Genomic DNA, 21285 nt, shown 5'->3' with positions numbered 1-21285 from the left:
CACGCCCTCGGCGCGGGCCTCGCTCGGCGCGCAGATCTCCACATCGAGCTTCGCGTCGTCGTCGAAGTCCGTGACGAAGGTGCAATCGCACTGGTAGGGCGCCCCCTGGTCGGGGCGGCACGCGCACGAGAGGACCGCGAACAGCAGAGCTCCCGCGCGCGCCGCCCCGCCCCGGCACCTACGGCGTGACCGTACCGCCACTGCTGCCGCCGGCGTCGTTGCCGCCCGCCTTGTTGCCGCCGGTGTTGCTCTCGCGGATGTGGAACTCGACGCGGCGGTTCTTCTGGCGCCCGGCCTCGGTGTCGTTGGTCTCGATCGGCCGCCTCGGCCCGAAGCCTGCCGCCGTGAGGCGGGCCGGATCGATGCCGCCCCGCTCGATCAGGTAGGTCCTCACCGAGTGGGCGCGGTCGTTCGAGAGCTTCTCGTTGAGCTGGTCGGAGCCGCGGTTGTCCGTGTGGCCCTCGATCGCGACGAGCGTGATCTCCGGGTTCACCTTGAGCAGCCGGACGACCTCGTCGAGGATGCCGTAGCTGTTCTGCAGGATCCTCGCGCTGCCGGTCGCGAACTGCACCTGCTTCAGGATCTGGATCTCGCTCGACCCGGTGATCCGGCGGATGAACTGCGGGCAGCCGTTCTTCGCCGGCTCGGGGCTGGGCTCGCCCGGCTCCTTCGGGCAGGCGTCCTTCGCGTCCGCGATGTTGTCCTCGTCGGCGTCGTCCTCCGGGCAGCCGTCGGCGTCGTTGATCTTGTCGAAGTCCTCGGGCTGATCCGGGCACTTGTCGCTGGTGTCGGGGATGCCGTCGCCGTCGCGATCGGGCAGCGCCGGGCAGCCGTCGCTCGGGTTCGGCATCTTGCCGTCCTCGGGATCGGTCGGGCAGAGGTCGATGTCGTCCGGGTAGCCGTCCTTGTCCGTGTCCGCGGAGCGCGGCGGGGGCGCCTGGAAGCGCCTGCCGGGCGACATGGGCTCGACGTCCGAGATGCCGAACGCGTAGCCGATGACGCCGACCAACCGGAAGTCCGGCGCATAGCCGCCGCTGAGCCGCGTCCCGCCGCCGACCCCGAGCCACCCCTTCTTCTTCTCGTCGAGGGCGAGCCGCCCCTCGGCCATCCACTCGAGCGGGGTGTTGTCTCCGGTGAACGTCGTACCCCGGCCGAGGCCGGTGGACCCGAAGATCTGCGCGCCGAGCCGCATCGTCCCGTTCCGCAGCGGCACGAAGCCGCCGACCCCCCAGCGCCACTCGTTCGACACGTTGAAGTCGTTGAGCGAGGCGAACGGACGGAACTGCACCCCGGTGTTGAGCACGAAGAACATCGACTTGAGGTCGATCTCGCCCGAGATCCCGACCAGCGCGCTCGTGCTCTTGTCGCCGGAGAACGAGTATGCGTGGCCCGTCGGCACCCACGCCGCCGCGTTGACGCCCAGCTTGAAGGAGCGATCGTCGGAGCGGTACAGGATCGCCCGCGCGTCGAGCCGCATGTCCATGATCGCGGCCGCGGACGGGCTCGCCGCGTCCTGCGCGCCGCCGACGTCCGAGTCGTTCGTCTGGTTGCTCGTCTGGAATCCGATGAACGGCAGCCCAACCTGGACGCTGAAGCGGTCGAGGAACTCGACGCCTCCGTTGAGGTACCCGATGAACTGCGAGGACACCGGCGCGCCATGTTCCCTGCTGAACCGCTCCGCGGAGCGCTCGTCGTTCAGCATGTTCTCGACCCGGAAGGGGTTGAGGCCGAAGCCCAGCCCGAACTGCCCGAAGAAGCGCGTCTGCGGCGCCACCTGCGGCCGCCAGAGCGCGATCGAGTCGTCGGGAGCGCCGGCCATGTAGAGCCGGTCGAGGTAGAACGTTCTGGTCTGTGCGCTGGCAGGGAGCGCGCCCAGGAACAACGCTCCCGCCGCAGCAGCGCCCAGCGCGCGTCGCCTGACGCTCCGCGCAGTCACGTGCTGCTTCTCCCCCCTGTGTCCTCCGGTGCGCGCCAAATTCCCTCCTGTGACCCGTCTAGAACGGCCATCGCGGTCGATCGGAGGCTACACGCTAACCCAGGTACCTAGAAAGGTGAGAGAGAACGGCGAAACGGGGCCACGCCGCGTCGTCTTGTGTTGACCTGAGCCGAATGCCGTGCTTTCTTGCGCGCCCGCTTGACGTGCGGCCAGGTTGCCGCCGTTCGCGGTCCAGAACGCCAAGGGACCACCAGCCATGAAGCGCACCTACCAGCCCCATAACACCCGCCGCGCCCGGACCCACGGCTTCCGTGCGCGAATGGCGACCGCCGGCGGTCGCAAGGTCATCAACAATCGCCGCCGCAAGGGCCGCGCCCGGCTCGCGCCCACCATCTACAAGAAGTAACGCGGCGTGGCGACGCCAGCGCGCCCGCGCTCGTCGGCGTCCGCTTCTTTCCCCCGCGCGCGGCGCATCCGCAAGCGGGCTGATTTCGTCCGCATCCAGAACGGCGGGCACCGCGTCACCACCCGCCACCTGCTGATCCTCGTCTCGGCCCCTACCGCCGCGATGCCTCGCGGCGGGGCCCGCCGCGGCAAGGAGCGCGGCGCCGCGCTCGGCGAGAGCGGCGCCGCCGCTGTGCCGCCCTCGCCGAACGCGGCGTCCCGCCTGGGCCTCGTCGCCTCGCGCAAGGTCGGCGGCGCCGTGGCCCGCAACCGCGCGAAGCGCCTGCTCAGGGAGGCGTTCCGGAGATTTCCGGAGCTGTTCCCGGACCGCGTCGATATCGTGGTGATCCTGCGCACCGGCGCCGGCTCGCTCGGCCTCGAGGACGTCCTCGCGGAGCTGCGCAGCGTGGTCCCGGTTGTCCGCCGCCGGGCGCGGGACGCGCTCGCCGCCTCGCCGCCGATCGCCGCCGCGCGCGGCGCGGACGAGCGCGCCGCGGGGGATCCGGCGCCACCGGCCCGAGGATGATGCCGCGCAGCCTTGCGCCGTGGTGCGCCGAGCCCCAAGCTCCGTGCTCTCCCACGGGTCACCGCATGCTGGCGAAGCTCCTCCTCGCGCTGATCCGCGTCTACCAGATGACGCTCTCCAGGGTCATCGTGGCGTTGATGGGGCCGGTCTGCCGGTTCGAGCCTTCCTGCTCACGCTATGCCGCGGCCTGCATCCTGGGGCATGGAGCGCTGCGGGGGAGCTTGCTTTCGCTCAGACGACTGTGTAGGTGTCACCCGTTTCATCCGGGCGGGTTCGACCCTCCTCCTCCACCTCGTCTTCGCCGTGGTGCGGCGGCCGAGATGCCGCCGCAACGGGACGCTGACCGGCGGGATGCGGCACGCTGTTCGTCTACTGGCACGGAGCTCGCCCCGCCTCCCCGGCAGGCGGACTTCAGCGGCCGGGTCAATCTCATGGACTGATCCCGCTCGACCGTCGACTCGGCCCCGACGGCGCGGCGCCCGACACGTCACGGAGCGAAGCCCATCTGGAGCGACCCTGGGCAGCCTCGTGAGGAGTCACGAGATTCCAGCAGCCAGGGGCGCGGATCGAGATCCTGGGACCGACGAAGGACTTCATGGAACGCAGCAATATCGCCAAATGGCTGTTCCTCGGCCTCGCCATCTTCCTGTTCATCCAGTACGGCAAGCCGCTCCTCTTCGGCAGCGCCGAGGTGCAGTTCCAGCCGCTCGACGTCAACGACAGCACGGCCCCCGCGGAGCGCGCCCCCGCGGAGGCCTGCGTCGTCGAGGGACCTCGGTTCAAGGCCGAGCTGTCCACGCGGGGCGGGTCGGTGCGGCACCTCTGGATGACCGACCCGAAGTACACGACCGGGAACGGCGAGCGCCAGCCGATGGACCTGGTCACCACGTCGCTCGAGTCGCGGATGCCCCTCAGGACGGACCTGCGCCTGCCCGGCGGCAGCGCGCCGCAGGTGCCGTTCGATGATCTGGACTGGAAGCTCTCGGCGCAGGACGGCAAGAGCTGCACCTTCACCTACGCCGATGACACGACGCGGCTGACCAAGGTCGTCGCCGCCACGGGCCGCCCCTTCGAGCTCTCGCTGCAGGTGACGGTCGAGAACCTCGCGCAGGAGCCGCGCAAGCACCGGTTCGCCGTCGAGCAGACCGCGTGGCGCACGCAGAAGGAGACCGAGGGCCACCTCGGCCTGATCTCGGAGTGGATCACCGAGACGGTCGCCGCGACCGACCAGAAGACCGAGCGCCAGCACCCGGACGCGTTCGAGCCGAAGGACTTCAAGGACCCGGAGTTCACCCCCGAGCGCTGGCGCCGCACGCCGGGGAGCGCGCGCTTCGTCGCGGTCTCCAGCAGCTACTTCAGCAAGATCGCGATCCCGCAGGAAGGGCCCGGGCAGCCGGTGGCCGAGACGCAGATCGAGGAGATCTGGGACGCGGCGAAGCACCCGCAGAAGGGCAACGATCCGAGCTTCGGGCACGTCTACCGCGCGCGCCTCGCCTATCCGGAGCACGAGCTCGCGCCCGGCGGCGCGGTGACCTACAAGGTCCTCTCCTTCACTGGCCCGAAGGAGCGCGATCTGCTCGCCGGCGTGGGCCACGATGCGAGCGAGGTCATCAACCTCGGCTGGTTCTCGCCGATCGCGAAGATCCTCGTCTCGTACCTCTACGTCCTCTACGGCGCCGTCGGGAGCTGGGGCTGGGCGATCTGCCTGCTCACGATCACCGTCCGGATCCTGCTCTTCCCGCTGAGCATCCAGCAGATCAAGAGCGCCGCGGCGATGCGCAAGCTCAAGCCGGAGATGGACGAGATCAACGCGAGGTACAAGGACGACGCCACCCAGCGCGGCCTCGCGATGCAGGAGCTCTGGCGCAAGAACAAGGTCGCGAACCCGGTCATCGGCTGCTTCCCGATGCTGCTCCAGATGCCGGTGTGGTTCGCCCTCTACACCGCGCTCCAGACGGCGGTCGAGCTCTACCACACCCCGTTCGGCCCCGTGATCCCGGACCTGTCCGCCCCGGGGAAGTACTTCATCATCCCCATCGTCCTCGGCGCGTCGAGCTTCATCCAGCAGAAGCTCATGCCCCCGCAGGGCGACCCGGCGCAGCAGAAGATGATGCTGTACCTGATGCCCGGCATCTTCACCGCAATGATGCTCTTCCTCCCGGCCGGCCTCGGCGTTTACATGCTGACGAACACCTGGCTCGGCATCGGTCAGCAGTTGCTCGTCGAGCGGTACCTGAAGGCGAAGGACGAACGGGCCGGCGGCATCGTGGTGCGCGAGGTCGCGACCGCGGAGCCCCAATCCGCGATGAAGAAGACTCCCGGCGACGACGACAAGTCGGCGCCTGCTCTCGGAAAGGGAAAAGCACGTGTCCGTGGATAGTGAAGCTGCCGAAAGGGGAATCGACGCGGCGGACGTCGATGTCGATGCAGAGGCGCAGGGCGCTGGCGACGCGGCCGAGTTCGTGGAGGACGGGCGCGCCGACATCGCGCTCGACTTCGTCATCGATGTGCTCGCGGCGATGGGCATGGACTGCACCGTCGACCTCCTCGAGAACGAAGAGGAAGATCCGCCCGAGGAGATCCGCCTCGAGATCGAGGGGAAGGACGCGGGCCGCGTGATCGGCAAGAAGGGGCAGACGCTCTCGGCGCTGCAGTTCCTCGCCAACCGCGTGATCAACCGGCCCGGCAAGAAGCGGCGCCACGTGATCATCGACGCCGAGGGCTACCGGCAGCGCCGGGAGGACACGCTCTCTTCCATGGCGCGCCGGCTGGGCAAGCAGGCGGTCGAGGAGGGCAAGATCATCACCTTCGAGCCGATGAACCCGCAGGACCGCCGCGTCGTCCACCTCGCCCTGGCGAAGTTCCCCGGCGTCGTCACGAAGAGCGACGGCGAGGGAGAAGCCCGCCGCGTGCAGATCATCCCCGTCCGTCGCTGAGCCCGTCGCCAGCACAGAACGCGGCGCGCATCCGCGCTCTTGCCGCCGTTGACACCCGATCGCCCGCATGCATAATGCCGCACCTCTCCGGTACCCCCCGGGGAGGTGCGCGAGCCTGCGCTCGCGTCCATGCTCCCGGAACCGCAACCGGGCAGCATCTGCGTTCATGGCGTGAAGCCCACGGCCGCGCGCGGTCTCCGCTCCGCCGGACGCAGCCCATGAACGGCGGCGGCCCTGCCCCCTTGAGCAGGGGACCGCGAAGACGGATCCCCGACCCTTTGAAGGATTGACCGACCATGCAGACCTCGAACATCCTCGCGAAGATCGAAGCTCCCCTGTTCCGCGAGGGGATCCCGGATTTCCGGGTCGGCGACACGGTGCGCGTCCACTACCGGATCGTCGAGGGTGAGAAGGAGCGCATCCAGGTGTTCCAGGGCGTCGTGCTGAAGCGGCACCGCGCCGGGGTCCGGAGCACCTTCACCGTGCGCAAGGTGAGCTTCACGGTCGGCGTCGAGCGCATCTTCCTCCTCCACAGCCCCCGCATCGACAAGGTCGAGGTCGTCTCGCGCGGCGTGGTCCGCCGCTCGCGCCTGTTCTACCTGCGCAACCTCGCCGGCAAGGCCGCCCGCGTCCGCGACGCGAAGGACTGATCCGCCCCCGCCGGCGTCCCGGCAGCTCGAACAGAGCGCCCCGCAGATCCGGCTGCCAGGCGGGCAGCCGTCCTCTTGCTCCGCGCGTGCAGCTTCACCGGCGCGTCGCCGCAGCCCCTGCGCGACGCGATGCGCGCTCGCGCGCCGGCCGCATTGTCGGCCGTCAGCAAGGATTCCCGCATACTTCTTCTTGATCCTCGGCCGAGCGCCCACGGTATGCTCGCGGCGGCGGCGCCCGGGGCGCCGCGAAACCCGAGAAGGATCACCATGCTCTGTCCGCGTTGCGGTGCGCCCGCGACCCCCGCCGATAAGTTCTGCGCTGTCTGCGCCTCGCCGCTCGCCCCGTCCGGGCCCGGTGCGTTTGGAGCGCCGCCTCCTCCGCCCCCGCCTCCTCCGCCCCCCTTTCCTGCTCCGGGCTTCGGCTCGCCCCCCGAGCCTCCTCCCAACTTCGGCTCGCCGAGCGGCGGTTTTGGTCCGCCCCCGCCGGCGCCGTTCGGGGCTCCTCCCGGTTTCCCGCCGCCGCCCGAGGGCGGCGGTTCCAGCTTCGGTCCGCCTCCGCCCTTCGGGGCGCAGCCCGGCGGCTACGGCGCGCCCCAGCCGCCGCCTCCGCTGCCGCTGAAGCCGCCGCCCTTCCCGCCGGAGCCGCCGGTGTTCGGCGCGCCGGGCGGCAGCTACGGCTCGTCACCGGGCTATCAGGATCAGCAAGGCGGCTACCCCGGGGCCCCGCGGCCGGGCTTCGGTCCGCCCCCGCAGCAGCAGGGCGCGCGCTGCGTGCAGGGGCACGCGATCCCGGCGGGCGGCTCGTTCTGCATGGAGGGAGGCCACCCGATCGCCCTCGACGGCATCCAGATGAGCGGCGACGCCTTCAACCAGACCGCCTACCCGCCCAACCAGGGCGGGCCGTCCGCGCCCCCGCCCATGATGCAACCCGGCGGCCTCGGCGGAGGCTATGGCGAGCCGCCGCCCCCGCCTCCCCCGCCGCCCCACCAGGGCATGCCGCTGCCGGCGCCGCCGCCGCCGTACATGTCCGCGCCGCCCGCGGTGCACCAGCACGCGTCGGCGCCGCCGAGGGCCGGGAGCATCGGGCAGGAGCGCCGCCCCCTCGCGGGCTTCCTCGTGAGCTTCCAGGACGACCCGCTCGGCAAGTTCTGGCCGCTCTGGCACGGCAAGAACGTCGTCGGCCGCGCGGAGACAGGGCAGAAGGTCGACATCGAGATCGCTCACGGGACGACGTCGACGCATCACGCGACGCTCGAGGTCGAAGGCGGTCGCGTCGTCCTCGCCGACCTCGGCTCGACCAACGGGACGTTCCACAACGAAGAGGCGATCGGCTTCCAGGGCCGACGCGAGCTGCGCGATGGCGACAAGATCCGCTTCGGCGGCTACAGCGTCATCCTGTTCAGCGTGGCCGCGCGCGCTTGACGGGCCCCATCGCACGAGGAGAGCCGTTGCCCAGCCCGGCCCCCTTTCCCCGCGACGTTCGACCGGCACCTGGCGCCCCTGCCAGGCTGCGTGAAAACCAACCGGATAGCCGCCGCCAGCGCGCGGCGGCCGCCCCGCTCGCGCGGGGAGCGCTCCTCTGCTCCCTCGCGCTCGCTGGAGATCCCCACGCATGACTCCCTCTCATGACGCGACTCGCCCGATCCAGTCCATGAGCGCCCCCGCCCGTCGCGGGGGGCGCGGGGGCAGAGCCCTGCTCTGCGCCCCGCTCCTCGCGCTCGCGGCCGCCGTCCTCGCGCTCCTCGCCGGCCAGGGCCGCGCCGAGGCCGCCCCCGAGGCGCACCTGCTCCGCGTCGACCCGCGCGCGAGCACCGTGGACGGCTCGCCCGTGCTCACGACCGTGCTCGAGGTCGTGCAGAACAAGCGCCTCAGCGACATCACCCGCAACTGCGCCGCGCTCACGGGCGACGCGAACCTCGACTGCGTCGCCGACGCGATCGAGCAGCCGTCGGCGCTCTACTCGTCCTTCGATTTCCCCGAGAAGAACGCGATCTTCTCCGTCACGGTCGACGGGACGGACCTGCCGGCGAAGTTCGAGTCGAAGGCGCGGTGGGGCGACAGCGCCGGCCAGCCGGGCGTCGGGACGGCGTGGCTCATCCTGATCGACGCCGCGTCGAGCATGGGCACCCGCTTCGACGAGGCGAAGGCGGTCGCGAGCGCGTTCGTCAACGCGATGCAGCCGAACGACATCGTCGACGTGATCTTCTTCAACGATCGCGGCGTCGTCGAGGACTCGAAGTGGGTCAGCAACAAGCAGACGGCGGCGCAGGCCATCGGCGGCGTCACGCGCACCTACCCGACGCAGGGCCGCACGCGCCCGCTCTTCACGATCATCAAGAACGCCGCGACCGACGCGTTCAAGGAGCTCGGCAACGCCGGCCAGGGGGTCCCGGTGCCGATGCACCAGGCGATGGTGGTGCTCTCGAACGGCTCCGCCGGCGCGGATCCGAGCTCGACCGCCGCGGCGTCGAACCTCCTGCGGGACTACCTGACGAAGGGGCGGTTCCCCGAGAACAACGACGTCCTGCCGAAGACGCCGGTGCCCGTCATCTCGATCTGGTTCCCGAGCCGGCTCGTCGAGGAGTTCACGGCGAACGCGCGCGAGTTCATGGAGGGGATGGCCAACACCGAGATCGGCGGCTTCTTCAGCGTGGTGCGCGACGGCCAGCAGCGGCGCGCGGCCAACATCGTCAACGCGATCCGCACCCGCTTCAACAAGATGCACATCGTGAAGTGGCGGGTCTCGTGCGTCGCGCCGAGCATCACGCAGACGTTCAAGCTCGCGTTCATCAACACGGATCCGCCGATCGCGGGCGACGCCACGTTCCAGAACGTCCCCGTCGGCATCGATCCCACCGCGTGGCCGCTCGACATCGACCGGGAGGCGACCGATCGCGCCGCGAAGAAGGACCCGCTCTACCCGGGCGGCACGGTGAAGATCTTCGGCAACTTCTGCTGGGGCGGCAACACGCAGCGGGCCGAGATCTACATGGTCCCGAAGAACCAGGCCGCGCCGCAGTCGCTGCAGGGCGGGAACCTCGAGGACGCGAAGAAGGCTCAGCGGACGCTGATCGAGGGCGGGATGCGCGGCAAGGCGGTCACCGCCGGCGACAGCGTCGTCGAGTTCGAGCTCCCGGACACGGACAAGTTCCTCGTGGGCAAGGGCGACCAGATGACGGCGCGCCTCATCGTCTACGACAACCAGGCGCGACGGACGAGCGCGGTCACGGCCGACAAGATCCTCACGCTGAAGGCGAAGGAGGCGCCGCTGCCGTACCTGCTCATCGGCGGCGTGACCTTCGGCGGCGTCGTCATCGTGCTGCTGCTCGTGTCGATCTTCCGCGGCGGCGGCGGCCGTCGCCGCGGCGCGGTGGCGGCGGCGCCGCCGCGACCCATCGTGGCGGGCGGCGGGCCTGCGGCGCCGCCGTACGCGCCCGCGCCGCCTCCCCCGGGCGACTTCGGGTACGGCGGCGGGCCGATGATGCCGCTCCCGGGCGGGGCCAGCCGGGCGACGCTCTCGGGTCCGGCGGGCATCTTCACCGTGCATCCCGGCGTCGAGGTGCGCGCGGGCCGCGACGGCGCCACGTGCATGATCGCGCTCTCGGAGCCCCGCGTCTCCGGCACCCACGCGAGCCTGAAGCTCGAGGCCGGCCAGCTCTTCGTGCGGGATGAGGGGTCCAACAACGGGACGTACGTGAACGGCCAGCGCACCGCCGCGGCCGTGTGGACGCCCGTGCCGCCCGGTGCGTCCTTGAGGTTCGGCCCCGTCGAGTTCAGCGTCCGTTTGGAGTAGCGTGTCCGAGGCTCGGCCTCACGCGCCGAGCGACGCTCCCCCATGATGCCCCCGACCGAGTCCTCCCTTCACCTCACGATCGAGTTCGCCCAGGCCAGCGATGCGGGTCGGGATCCGAACAAGCAGGTCAACGAGGATGCGTGCGGTTACGCCGAGACCAAGTTCGGTCACCTCTGCGTCCTGTGCGACGGCATGGGCGGGCACTACGGAGGGAGCGAGGCGAGCCGCACCGCGATCAAGACCATCTTCGAGGTGATCGAGCAGACGCCGCCCACGGTGGATCCGAGGGCGGCGCTCAAGGCCGCGATCGAGGAGGCGGGGCGCCGCGTCTACCAGCTCGGCGGGCCGGCGGACAACCGCGTCCGGCCCGGGTCGACCGTCGTCGCGATGGTCCTCCACGACGGCGGCGTCGACATCGCGCACGTGGGCGACAGCCGCGCGTACGTGATCCGGAGCAACCAGATCTACCCCCTCACGCGCGACCACTCGATGGTGCAGGGGATGGTCGACGCGGGCATGATCACGGAGGCGCAGGCGATCGGCCACCCCGACGCGAACAAGATCACGCGCGCCCTCGGGATGAAGCCGGAGGTGGAGGTCGAGGTCCGACCCGAGCCGATGGAGCTGTACCCGGGCGACGTGCTGATCCAGTCGAGCGACGGCCTCACCGACCTCGTGCTCAGCGGGGACATCCTCGGGTGCACGCGACAGGCGCTCGCGTCGGGCTCGGTCGAGCACGCGTGCAGGATGCTCGTCCAGCTCGCGAACCACCGCGGCGGTCACGACAACATCACCGTGCAGATGGCCCGGGTCATCGAGACCGGCGGTCGCTCGCTGACGATCGCGCAGGGGCCGCCGGGCGCAGGTGCCGGGGGCGACGAGCCGCGCCCGTCGGGTCCTCAGGAGACCCTCGCGATGACGCAGCCCGAGGGGGCTGCGGGCGGCGCGCCGGCCGGCCCCGCTGCCGCCGCCAGCACGCCCGTGCCGGGCCTCGCGGCCACCGCCGCCAGCACGCCCGTGCCGGGCCTCGCGGCCACCGCCGCCAGCACGCCCGTGCCGGGCCTCGCGGCCACCGCCGCCAGCACGCCCGTGCCGGGCCTCGCGGCCACCGCCGCCAGCACACCCCTGCCGGGCCTCGCGGCCACCGCCGCCAGCACGCCCGTGCCGGGCCTCGCGGCCACCGCCGCCAGCACACCCCTGCCGGGCCTCGCGGTCGCCGGCAGCGCGCCCGCGCCGCGCCCGGCGCCGACCAGCAACGCGGCCACCGTGGTCCCGACAGGCAGCGGCAGCACGCCTGCGCCGAGCAGCGATGCGATCACCGTGGTCCCGACGGGCAGCGACCGCAAACCCGCCGCGGTTCCGCAGGCTGCCAGCGGCGCGCCGCAGCTCCATCCGACGACCATCGACAGCGCGACCGCCGTTCCGGCCATCCGCCCGACAGTCACCGACGACCTGCCCCCCGCGGTCTCGCAGGCTGCCAGCAGCGCGCCGAAGCTCCATCCGACGACCATCGACAGCGAGGCTGCGGTCGTCGCGACGGTCACCGACAACCTGCCCCCGGTGGCCCCGCAGGCTGCGAGCGGCGCGCCGAAGCTCCGTCCAACCATCGACAGCGCGCCCGCCGTGAGCCCGACAGCCACGGACGCCGCCCTGGCGCTGCCCCCGACCGTGCCGGGGGCGCCTCCGCCGAACGCGCCCGACGCGCCCGCCGTGCTGTCTCCCCTGCCCCTGAGCGCCCCCGCCGTCCCCGTGCCGCCTCCGGGGGTCCAGGGCGCAGCGCCTCACCCGGCCCCCTTCGGCGCGCCACCGCACCCGGGCGCCTCCTACGGCGCGGCGCCTCACCCGGGCCCCTTCGGCGTGGCGCCGCATCCGGGGCCCTTCGGCGCGCCACCGCCCCCAGGCGCTGCTCCCTACGGCGCGGCGCCTCCCCCAGGCGCCGTCTTCGGCGCGCCACCGCCCCCAGGCGCTGCTCCCTACGGCGTGGCACCTCCCCAAGGCCCGCCGGGTCCTCCCGGCGCGCCCTACGGCGCAGCGCCTCACCCGGGCGCCGCCTTCGGCGCGCCCCCTCCACCTGGCGCTCCTTACGGCGCAGCGCCTCACCCCGGCCCCTTCGGCGCGGCACCTCACCCAGGCTCCTTCGGCCAGGCACCTCACGCGAGCGCCGCCCAGGACGCTCCGCCGGTGTCGGTCGGCTTCTCGGGACACCACGCGCCGGCACCGGGCGTTCCCCCTGCCGCCGCCCCGCACCATCACCTCGCGCCCGCCCCGCCCAACGCGCACGGCTACGGCGCGCCAGCGCCCAGCTTCTCTGGACCCGTGTCGTCGTCTGCGTCGCCGAGCATGCCGACCACCGTGCGCGCCCCGCGCGGCGCCACCATCGCCGCCATCGCCGCGATCTCGGCCGTGATTCTCGTGCTGCTCGCCGTCCTGCTCTGGCAGCTCACCGCCGGCTGAGCGCGACGACGGAACGGCGTCCCACGCGCTCCGTGCGCTCGAGCACGCCCGACAACGTCCCACGACGCTCGATGAAGACGGACGAGCGCTGCACGGCGATCTCGGCCGCGGAATGCAATTGAAGAAGGACCATATTCCGGATTAGCCTAGCTCTCCGGAGGTCCCTCCATGCCTGGAGACCAAGAGCTCGAGTGCGGACACGACATGGACGGCACACCTGCGGACATGGAAGACGAGCCCGAACCGGCTCGCACGCCCTCCCTCGAAGAGGCCCGCGCCGGCTTCATGCTCCTCGATCTGTGATGCGCTGAGCCGCCCGGCTCCCACCCGTCACGACGCTCCGCTCGAGAAGCTCTGTTCGCCCAGCAGGCGAAACCGTCCCGCCGAGCCCCGCGCACCGCGCTGCGCCCACGAGACAGGCGCTCCTCTCCTCGCCCTCGCCACGTTCCTGGGCATCTCTCCTTCCCGCGCGCCTGCGCACGCTCCGGCACATTCCCACGCACGCGCCACACGCTGCCGCGGACGACGACGCGCCTCTTTCCTTGCTCTCCCCAACGGCCTGTGGTGAAACCGGGCCCGCATGATCCCGGGGCTAGGCAAACAAAGCATCACGATCGGCAGCGCTCCCACCTGCGATGTGGTGCTCGTCGCTCCCGGCGTCCTGCCCGAGCACGCGCGCATCATCAACCAGGGCGGCGGCAAGCTGATCTTCGTCTGCGGGCAAGGTCCCGCGGCGGCGAACGGACGGACGCTCGCGCCGGGAGAGCAGCTCCCGTTCGACTTCCGCACCCAGTTCGTCGTCGCGCAGGCGCCCGTACCGCTCAACCATCCGGCCATCACGCTGATGCTGGCGTCGCCCGGCACGCTCGCGCCCGCGCCCGGCCAGGTCGTGATCGGGCGAGACCCCGGACGCGCGTCCCTCGTGCTCCAGCACCCGAGCGTCTCGAGCCAGCACGCGACCGTCACGCTCGATCGCATGATGGTCATCGACCACAACTCGACGAGCGGCACGTACGTGAGCGCGCAGCGCATCGCGCCCGGCACGCCGACGCCCATCGATCCGCAAGGCGCCGTCGCCTTCGGGCCCGTCCCGGTCCAGGTCAGCCTGCTCATCCAGCTCGCCCAGGCGGCCCGGATGTCGGCGCTGCCCGCCGCGCCCGGCGCGAGCGCCCTGCCGCCCCAGCCCTCCCCGGCCGGCTACGCGCCGCAACAGCCCTCCCCCGCCGGCTACGCGCCGCCGCCGCAGCCCGCCGCCGGCTATCCGTCGCAGCAGCCCGCCGCCGGCGGCTACGCGTCGCAGCCCGCGCCCGCCGCGTCGTCCCTGCCCGCCGCCGCGGGCGCGCCCGGCAAGAAGAACAAGACCGTCCTCGGCCAGCTCGACTTCTCCGGCGGCGGGTCGAACGTCAAGAAGATCGGGCGAACCCCCGACAACGACATCGTGCTCGCTCACCCCCAGGTGTCGAGCCACCACGCCCTCCTGCACTCGATCAGCGGGCAGCTCTACGTCGAGGATCGCGGCAGCGCCAACGGCACCTACGTCCGCGGCAACCGCATCGCGCCCGGCCAGAAGATCGCCGTCCAGAGCGGCGAGAAGATCTACATCGGGCCCATGCCCCTCCAGATCGAGATGGGGGGCGCGGGCGCCGTCGAGGTCGTCCAGGAGGAGTACTCCGCCGATCGCTGGGCAGGCCGCCCGCTCTACGAGATCGAGGCGTGGAGCCTCTCGCTCCAGGTCCCCGACCGCGACAACCCCCAGGAGCAGAAGACGCTCCTCGACAACGTGTCGTTCAAGGCGCTGCCGGGCGACATGATCGCGCTCATGGGGCCGTCGGGCGCCGGCAAGACGACGCTCCTGCTCACCCTGAACGGCTACCTGCCGCCCACGAGCGGCGTCGTCCGCATCAACGGCGAGGACCTCTACAACATCTACGACACGCTCCGCGGATCCATCGGCTACGTGCCGCAGGATGACCTCGTTCACCCGGAGCTCACCGTCTTCGAGGCCGTCCGCTACAGCGCGAAGTTCCGCCTCCCGCCCGACTACACCGAGGCCGAGATCGACGCGCGCGTCGAGCAGACCATCAAGGATCTCGGCCTCGAGGGCGTCAAGAACCTCCAGATCGGCAAGCCCGAGAACAAGATCCTCTCGGGCGGGCAGCGCAAGCGCGTCAACATCGCGCTCGAGCTCGTCACCGACCCCGTCATCCTCTTCCTCGACGAGCCGACGTCGGGCCTCGCCGCCGACGACACGACCGCGCTGATCACCTTGCTGCACGACCTCACGAAGGCGACCGGCAAGACGATCATCATGACGATCCACCAGCCGGCGAAGGACGAGTTCGAGAAGTTCAGCCACGCGCTCATCCTCGGCTACGGCGGCATCCCGATGTTCTTCGGGCCGACCCGGCCCGACGCGTACCGCTTCTTCGGGAGCTGGAAGGAGCGGCACGGCCAGCCCAACGACGTCGACAACCCGCGCGACATGTTCGAGATGCTCGCGCTCCGCGAGCGGCCCATCTTCGACCAGCTCCGCGCGCGCGACCCGAACGTCTCGCGCGGCGAGGCCCGGAAGCTCGCGGCCGTCGAGTGGCGCAAGGAGTTCTTCAACGACGCCAACGCGACGTACCGGCGCATGTACTCCGGGCGCCGGGAGATCGGCACCGGGCAGGGGCAGCGCGGCATCCCGGCCGGCCGCGCCACGACGAAGGGGCAGCTCGGCCTGCTCCTGTCGCGCTACTTCAAGGTGAAGAAGCGCGACATCGGCGGCACCCTGATCATGCTGCTCCAGGCCCCGATCATCGGCATCCTGCTCGCCATTGTCTTCGGCGGGCAGGAGAAGGCGATCCCGGCCTGGTGCCTCGGCGCGCTCCAGGAGCTCGGCCGCCGCGCCGGCGGCGCGGACCAGAGCGCCGACGTCCTCAAGGGCATGGAGGTCACCACCGACCACACCGCGGCGATCTTCTTCCTCGTCGTCGCCGCGGTCTGGTTCGGCACCTCGAACGCGGCGCGCGAGATCGTCAGCGAGCGGGCCATCTACCTCCGCGAGCGCATGGTCAACCTGGGGCTCGTCAACTACGTGCTCTCCAAGTACCTGCTGCTCGCCGTCTTCTGCGTCATCCAGTGCACGATCCTGCTCGCGATCGTGTTCTTCGCGCTCGGCTTCCACGGCGGCATGCAGGCGTTCGCCATGCAGCTCGCCGCGCTGACCGCGACCTCGATCAGCGCCGTCGCGATGGGGCTCCTGCTCTCCACGGTGGTCGCCTCGTCCGAGGCGGCGATGGCGCTCACGCCGATCGCGCTCATCCCCCAGGTCGTCCTCGGCGGGCTCATGGTGCCGATGACGACCGTGCCGCACCTCCGGCCGCTCATGTACATCATCCCCGCGCGCTGGGGGTTCGAGGGGGCGATCGCGCCGGAGCGCGCCGCGATCGCCGAGGACCCGGCCTGGGTCATCGATCTGCACCGCACCGACACGATCCCCGCGGAGTTCATCGAGGCGGGCAAGTTCAAGTGCGCCATCGCGCAGATGGCGGCCGACAACTACGCGGGCGCGTGGGGCTTCACCACGTACGACCAGACCTGGCTCCCCTTCGCGGTGCTCGCCGGGATGACCCTGCTCATCCTCGTCACGCTCTGCGCGGTCCTCAAGCGGCGCGATCCGGTGTGACCCCGCGATGACGCAGGAGCCCGCCCCCACCCGCGCCGGAGGCCCGCTCCCGCGCCGCTCCCGGAGGTCGCGCGCGGCCGCGCTGGCGGCGCTGCTGACGGCCGCCGCGCTGCCGCCCTCCCCGGCGCGCGCGCAGCAGCAGGGGCCGCAGGCGCCCGCGGAGCCGCCGAGCGTGCCCCGCGGCGAGGGCGGCGCGATCGTCACGCCCCCTGCCGCCACGGCCGCGCCCGCGGGGCGCGCGACGCCGCCGCGGGCGCTCAACTACACGCCGCCGGAGTACCCGCCCGAGGCCGAGAAGCAGGGGCTCGAGGCGTCGGTGACCCTGCAGCTCGACATCGACCGCGACGGCCGCGTGAAGCAGGCGGTCGTCGTCGAGAGCGCCGGGCACGGGTTCGACGAGTCCGCGGTGGCCGCGGCCCAGAAGCTCGAGTTCGAGCCCGCCCGCCGCGCCGACGGCACCCCCGCCGCGGCGCGCATCCTGTACCGCTACACGTTCACGCTGAAGACCGCCGCGGCGCCGCCGCCGCCGGCCGACGGCGCGCTCTCGCCGCTCGCCGACAACCTCCGCGGCACCGTGCTCGCGAGCGGCGGCGACGTGCCGCTCGCGGGCGCCACCGTCTCGGTCGCGCGCGCGCCGCAGGCCGCCGGCGGCGCGCCGCCTTCCGCCGCGGCGCCGGAGGTCACCACCGACGAGCGCGGCAGCTTCGCCTTCCTCGACCTGCCGCCGGGGCGCTACCAGGTCACCGTCGCGGCGCCCGGCTTCGAGCCGCTCTCCGTCGAGGAGGACATCGCCGCCGGCGAGCAGCTCGAGGTGAAGTACCGGCTCCTGCCCCGCGGCGACGGCCTCGAGGTCACCGTCCGCGGCGATCGCCCGCCGCGCGAGGTCACGAAGCGCACGCTCGAGCAGCGCGAGATCAACCGCATCCCCGGCACGAACGGCGACGCGCTGCGCTCGCTCCAGAACCTGCCGGGCGTGGCGCGCCCGCCGACGCTCGCCGGCCTGCTGATCGTGCGCGGCTCCGGCCCGCAGGACACGCAGACCTTCGTCGACGGCACGCAGGTGCCGCTCATCTACCACTTCGGCGGCCTCTCCTCGGTGGTGCCGACCGAGATGCTGGAGAAGATCGACTTCTACCCCGGCAACTTCAGCGCCAAGTACGGCCGCGTGCAGGGCGGCATCGTCGACGTCTCCCTGCGCTCGCCGAACGAGGACGGCAAGCTCCACGGCCTCGCGCAGGTGGACCTCATCGACGCGCGCGTCCTGCTCGAGGGGCCGGTGCCGTTCCTCGAGAACACCCGCTTCATGGTGGGAGGCCGGCGGAGCTACATCGGTGACTCGTTCGGCCCGGTGCTCGAGGCCGCGGGCGCCGGGGTGACCCAGGCGCCCGTCTACTACGACTACCAGGTCCTCCTCGAGACAGAGCCGACCCCGTCGTCGCGCCTCCGCCTCACGTTCTTCGGCTCGGACGACGCCCTCGAGCTGCTCCTCGCCGATCCGCAGCCGAGCGAGCCGGCGCTCTCCGGCGACGTCGGTCTGCACACCGCGTTTCAGCGGCTGCAGCTCCGCTACGACCACGAGCTCACCGACAAGGATCGGCTCGACGGCGTGCTCGCGATCGCGCGCGACGACGCCGACTTCGGGATCGGCCCGATCTACTTCCAGATCGATCTCAAGACGCTCTCCGGCCGCCTCGAGTACGCGCGGCGCATGTCGAAGGGCGTGGTCTTCAACGCGGGTGTCGACGTCTTCGCCGGCCTGTACGGGGTGAACTTCCGCGGCCCCGCGCCGAACCGCCCCGGCGAGCCGCCGAACCAGCCGTTCTCGACGCGCGCGCTCCAGGAGATCTCGCGCGAGGGCGAGTTCTTCTACCCCGCGGCCTACGCCGAGCTCGAGCTCGCGCCGAGCCCCCGGGCGAAGATCGTCCCTGGCGTGCGCCTCGACTACCAGGACCTGAACCAGCAGGCGACCGTGAGCCCGCGCGTCAACGGGCGCGTCGACGTGGTCCAGGGGTTCCCGCGGACGACGGTGAAGGGCGGCGTCGGCGTGTTCCACCAGCCGCCGCAGTTCCAGGAGGTGATCCCGCCGCTCGGCAACCCGGGCCTGAAGGCGACGCGGGCGCTGCACTACGCGGCCGGCGTCGAGCAGGACGTGACCCGGAACATCGAGGCGTCGGCCGAGGGGTTCTACAAGCAGCTCGACGAGCTCGTCGTCGGCGTGAACCAGCCCGGAACGGCGCAGCTCGACTACCAGAACATCGGGTCCGGCCGGGTCATCGGGGGTGAGTTCCTCCTCAAGTACAAGCCCGACGATCGCTTCTTCGGCTGGGCCGCGTACACGCTGTCCCGCAGCACGCGGGTGCCCGGGCCCGGCGAGGCGGAGCGGCTCGTCTCGTTCGACCAGACCCACATCCTGACGGTGCTCGGCAGCTACCGCCTCGGCGACGGCTGGGAGTTCGGCGCCCGCTTCCGCCTCGTCTCCGGCAACCTGGTCACGCCCAACGTGTGCAACGTGAACGAGCTGAGCTGCGATCCGTACCGCACCAACGCGCTCTTCTACGCGCCCACCGGGACGTATACGGCGATCCCGTTCTCGACCCCGTTCAGCGAGCGGCTGCCGGCGTTCCACCAGCTCGACGTGCGGCTCGACAAGACGTGGAAGTTCAGGACCTGGAAGCTGTCGGCCTACCTCGACGTGCAGAACGTCTACAACAACGCGAACAGCGAAGCAATTCAGTACAACTACAATTATACAGCCCGCCAGTACGTCACGGGGCTGCCGATCTTGCCGAGCTTCGGGATGCGAGGAGAGTTCTGAGATGCGATCGACGCGATCGACGGGCGGCGCGGCGCGGCACGCCGGCGCGGGTCGCGGGCGGAGGTGGCGGCGGGCGCTGCTCGGGACGCTCGCGCTGAGCGCGGTCGCCGCGCCGGCGATCTCCGCCGGGTGCGTGGCGGGGTTCGACCCGCCGAGCCTCGTGGACGGGCTCCGCGTCTTCGCGGTGGTCGCCGACAAGCCGTACGCCAACCCCGGCGACGAGGTCACCTTCCGGATCCACTACCAGGACGGCCTCGGCGGCCCCGAGGACGGGTCGCGGCCGGTGACGGTCTACTGGTTCGGCGGGTGCGAGAACCCGATCGGGGACGACTACTACGGCTGCTACCCCGAGTTCGCGGCGCTCGCCGACGCGTTCGAGGCGTGGCAGCAAGCGGGCGATCCGACGGCCCCGCTGCCGGCGCTGAACGGCGTGCGCCCGAGCGTCGGCGACACGTACACGATCACCGTCGGCAAGGACATCCTCGAGGGCCGCAAGCCGCCGGCCTCGGGCCCGGCCTACGGGAGCGCCTACGTCTTCTTCGTCGCCTGCACCGGGAGGCTCGGCCCGGTGGAGGACCAGGGCACCGGGCGCGCCGGGACCTTCCCCGTCGGCTGCTTCGACAGCGAGGGTCGCCGGCTCGGGCCGGACAGCTTCGTCCCCGGCTACACGCAGGTCTACGTCTTCGCCGACGAGCGCCAGAACCCGAACCCCGTGGTGAACGGGCTCGAGCTCGACGGCGCGAAGATGTCGGAAGACTTCGCGATGCTCTCCACCGCGACCCCCTGCCCCATCGACGCGGAGGAGCGGCGCGAGGTCGGGTGCAACGCGAGGGATCCGATCGAGGAGTGCCGCACCGTCACGATCGAGGCGATGATCCCGGAGAACGTGGCCGACCCCGATCCCGACGCGAAGCAGAAGGCGCTGAAGGAGATCGTCTGGGTCAACTACTTCGCCGACCTGGGTGACATCGACGGCGGCATCAAGCTCGTGAGCGACGCGTCGAGGGGGTACCTCGGCGACCACGCCGTGACGTGGATCCCTCCGGCCGAGCCGGGCGTCGCCACGATCACCGCCGTCGTGCGCGACGCGCGCGGCGGGTCGTCGGTGGTGCAGCGCCTCGTCCGCGTCGAGTGACGGCGGCCCCGAGGCGCGCGGCCGCGGGGGCCGACCGCGAGAGGGCCGCCCCCATCAGCCGCAGCCGGCCTCGATCTGCGCGAGCTGGTCGATGAGCTGCACCGGGTCGCACGCTGCGCACAAGGGGTCGGCGGCGTTGTGGCTGGCGAGCCTGGCCACCTGGGCGAGCAGCTCGAGGTGCGCGCGGCCGCCCTCGCCGCAGACGAGCACGACCACCAGCCGGAGCGGGGCGCCGCCCGGCGTGGGCACGGCGAGCGGCTCCGCCAGCGTCGCGAGCACGGCCGCCTGGCAGGCGCCGGGGACGATCGCGTGCGGGACGGCGACGCCGTTGCCGAGCGCGGTGGGCGACTCGCGCTCGCGCCGCAGGATCTCCTGGGCGAGCGCGCTCGCGGACGGCGCGCCGCCCGGGGCGGCGAGCCGGGACGCCGCGACGTCGATGACGTCCTCGATGTGCGCGCACGAGAGGTGCAGCACGATGCGCTCGGGCGTGAGCAGCGCGCTGAGCCGCCGCGCGGGCGCCACGCCGAACGGCGCGCTCACCGGGAACTCGGCGTCGATGAACGCCTTGACGCGCGCGAGCTGCGGGCCGCTCAGGTTGCGGCGCGCGACCTCGACGAAGAGCGCGTTCGCCGCGGGGACGCGGTCGAGGTAGCGGGAGACGAGCGGCTCGACCTGGTGGCCGAGCTCGAGGAGCAGCGCCGGGGGGAGCTCCAGCGCGCCCGCGATCGCCGTGAGCCGGTCGGGCGTCGGGATGGCGTCGTGCCCGTGCTCGACGCGGCTCAGGTAGGCGCTGGAGACGCCGATGCGGTGCGCGAGCGCCCGCAGGCTCAGGCCCGCCTCGACCCGGAGGAGCCGCAGCGCGGCCCCGAACTCGGCGAGGGCGCGCGCGCGGGACGCGCTGTCAGCGTCGGAGAGCGCTGGCATGGAAT

General features: G+C 71.9%; 14 protein-coding genes and 1 pseudogene. 13 read left to right on the top strand and 2 right to left on the bottom strand.

What is annotated here, in order from left to right; genetic code table 11:
• Positions 1 to 178 precede the first annotated feature (178 nt).
• On the bottom strand, positions 179 to 1936 hold the full coding sequence (locus WME96_RS12480) for an OmpA family protein (RefSeq protein ID WP_437290362.1): 1758 nt from the start codon (positions 1934 to 1936) through the stop codon (positions 179 to 181).
• Between the two features lie 256 nt (positions 1937 to 2192).
• Between WME96_RS12480 and rpmH the strand changes: the two genes are divergently transcribed.
• The 13 genes and pseudogenes from rpmH (at position 2193) to WME96_RS12415 (ending at position 20356) form a co-directional block, all read left to right on the top strand.
• Complete coding sequence (rpmH, locus tag WME96_RS12475; RefSeq protein ID WP_012235155.1) at positions 2193 to 2342, top strand: 50S ribosomal protein L34; 150 nt, start codon at positions 2193 to 2195, stop codon at positions 2340 to 2342.
• Positions 2343 to 2348: 6 nt separating this feature from the next.
• A complete protein-coding gene (gene rnpA, locus WME96_RS12470; protein WP_437290361.1) occupies positions 2349 to 2906 on the top strand; it encodes a ribonuclease P protein component in 558 nt (185 codons plus the stop codon).
• 65 nt (positions 2907 to 2971) lie between these two features.
• A pseudogene (gene yidD / locus WME96_RS12465) lies at positions 2972 to 3193 on the top strand (membrane protein insertion efficiency factor YidD); the annotation flags it as partial.
• A gap of 308 nt (positions 3194 to 3501) precedes the next feature.
• Positions 3502 to 5286, top strand: a complete 1785-nt coding sequence (yidC, locus tag WME96_RS12460; RefSeq protein ID WP_437290360.1) for a membrane protein insertase YidC — start codon at positions 3502 to 3504, stop codon at positions 5284 to 5286.
• On the top strand, positions 5279 to 5842 hold the full coding sequence (locus tag WME96_RS12455; RefSeq protein WP_233561023.1) for a protein jag: 564 nt from the start codon (positions 5279 to 5281) through the stop codon (positions 5840 to 5842). Before yidC ends, WME96_RS12455 begins: the two co-directional genes overlap by 8 nt.
• 296 nt (positions 5843 to 6138) lie before the next feature.
• The gene (gene rplS, locus WME96_RS12450) at positions 6139 to 6492 is read left to right on the top strand and encodes a 50S ribosomal protein L19 (RefSeq protein ID WP_433935683.1); all 354 of its coding nucleotides are present in this window, start codon (positions 6139 to 6141) and stop codon (positions 6490 to 6492) included.
• Between the two features lie 267 nt (positions 6493 to 6759).
• Positions 6760 to 7914 (top strand): FHA domain-containing protein, encoded by a 1155-nt coding sequence (locus WME96_RS12445; RefSeq protein WP_437290359.1) that lies wholly within the window; start codon positions 6760 to 6762, stop codon positions 7912 to 7914.
• A gap of 229 nt (positions 7915 to 8143) precedes the next feature.
• Positions 8144 to 10285, top strand: a complete 2142-nt coding sequence (locus WME96_RS12440; RefSeq protein ID WP_437290358.1) for an FHA domain-containing protein — start codon at positions 8144 to 8146, stop codon at positions 10283 to 10285.
• A 42-nt stretch (positions 10286 to 10327) separates the two neighbouring features.
• Positions 10328 to 12739: a protein phosphatase 2C domain-containing protein gene (locus tag WME96_RS12435; RefSeq protein ID WP_437290357.1), complete on the top strand. Its 2412-nt coding sequence runs from the start codon at positions 10328 to 10330 to the stop codon at positions 12737 to 12739.
• A gap of 168 nt (positions 12740 to 12907) precedes the next feature.
• The gene (locus tag WME96_RS12430; protein WP_437290356.1) at positions 12908 to 13042 is read left to right on the top strand and encodes a hypothetical protein; all 135 of its coding nucleotides are present in this window, start codon (positions 12908 to 12910) and stop codon (positions 13040 to 13042) included.
• Positions 13043 to 13319: 277 nt separating this feature from the next.
• Entirely contained in the window at positions 13320 to 16406 is a 3087-nt protein-coding gene (locus WME96_RS12425; RefSeq protein ID WP_437290355.1) for an FHA domain-containing protein, read from the top strand.
• Positions 16407 to 16413: 7 nt separating this feature from the next.
• Complete coding sequence (locus WME96_RS12420; protein ID WP_437290354.1) at positions 16414 to 19221, top strand: TonB-dependent receptor domain-containing protein; 2808 nt, start codon at positions 16414 to 16416, stop codon at positions 19219 to 19221.
• A 1-nt stretch (position 19222) separates the two neighbouring features.
• Positions 19223 to 20356 carry a hypothetical protein gene (locus WME96_RS12415; protein WP_437290353.1) on the top strand — a complete coding sequence of 378 codons (1134 nt, stop codon included), beginning with the start codon at positions 19223 to 19225 and terminating at the stop codon, positions 20354 to 20356.
• A gap of 54 nt (positions 20357 to 20410) precedes the next feature.
• On the opposite strand, the gene WME96_RS12410 is transcribed toward WME96_RS12415, so the two are convergent.
• Positions 20411 to 21280 (bottom strand): PTS sugar transporter subunit IIA, encoded by an 870-nt coding sequence (locus tag WME96_RS12410; RefSeq protein WP_437290352.1) that lies wholly within the window; start codon positions 21278 to 21280, stop codon positions 20411 to 20413.
• Between the last annotated feature and the right edge of the window lie 5 nt (positions 21281 to 21285).

It is taken from the genome of Sorangium sp. So ce406 (assembly GCF_051474675.1).
Taxonomy (GTDB): Bacteria; Myxococcota_A; Polyangia; order Polyangiales; family Polyangiaceae; genus Sorangium; species Sorangium cellulosum_G.
Note: the sequence above shows the minus strand (reverse complement) of the source record. Positions and strands in the feature narration are given on the sequence as shown.

What these genes read in the sequence shown, in the direction of transcription:
- rpmH (WP_012235155.1), top strand. Translation starts at nt 2,193, where the DNA reads ATGAAGCGCACCTACCAGCCCCATAACACCCGCCGCGCCCGGACCCAC.
- yidC (WP_437290360.1), top strand. Translation starts at nt 3,502, where the DNA reads ATGGAACGCAGCAATATCGCCAAATGGCTGTTCCTCGGCCTCGCCATC.
- rplS (WP_433935683.1), top strand. Translation starts at nt 6,139, where the DNA reads ATGCAGACCTCGAACATCCTCGCGAAGATCGAAGCTCCCCTGTTCCGC.
- WME96_RS12445 (WP_437290359.1), top strand. Translation starts at nt 6,760, where the DNA reads ATGCTCTGTCCGCGTTGCGGTGCGCCCGCGACCCCCGCCGATAAGTTC.
- WME96_RS12440 (WP_437290358.1), top strand. Translation starts at nt 8,144, where the DNA reads ATGAGCGCCCCCGCCCGTCGCGGGGGGCGCGGGGGCAGAGCCCTGCTC.
- WME96_RS12435 (WP_437290357.1), top strand. Translation starts at nt 10,328, where the DNA reads ATGATGCCCCCGACCGAGTCCTCCCTTCACCTCACGATCGAGTTCGCC.
- WME96_RS12430 (WP_437290356.1), top strand. Translation starts at nt 12,908, where the DNA reads ATGCCTGGAGACCAAGAGCTCGAGTGCGGACACGACATGGACGGCACA.
- WME96_RS12425 (WP_437290355.1), top strand. Translation starts at nt 13,320, where the DNA reads ATGATCCCGGGGCTAGGCAAACAAAGCATCACGATCGGCAGCGCTCCC.
- WME96_RS12420 (WP_437290354.1), top strand. Translation starts at nt 16,414, where the DNA reads ATGACGCAGGAGCCCGCCCCCACCCGCGCCGGAGGCCCGCTCCCGCGC.
- WME96_RS12415 (WP_437290353.1), top strand. Translation starts at nt 19,223, where the DNA reads ATGCGATCGACGCGATCGACGGGCGGCGCGGCGCGGCACGCCGGCGCG.
- WME96_RS12410 (WP_437290352.1), bottom strand. Translation starts at nt 21,280, where the DNA reads ATGCCAGCGCTCTCCGACGCTGACAGCGCGTCCCGCGCGCGCGCCCTC.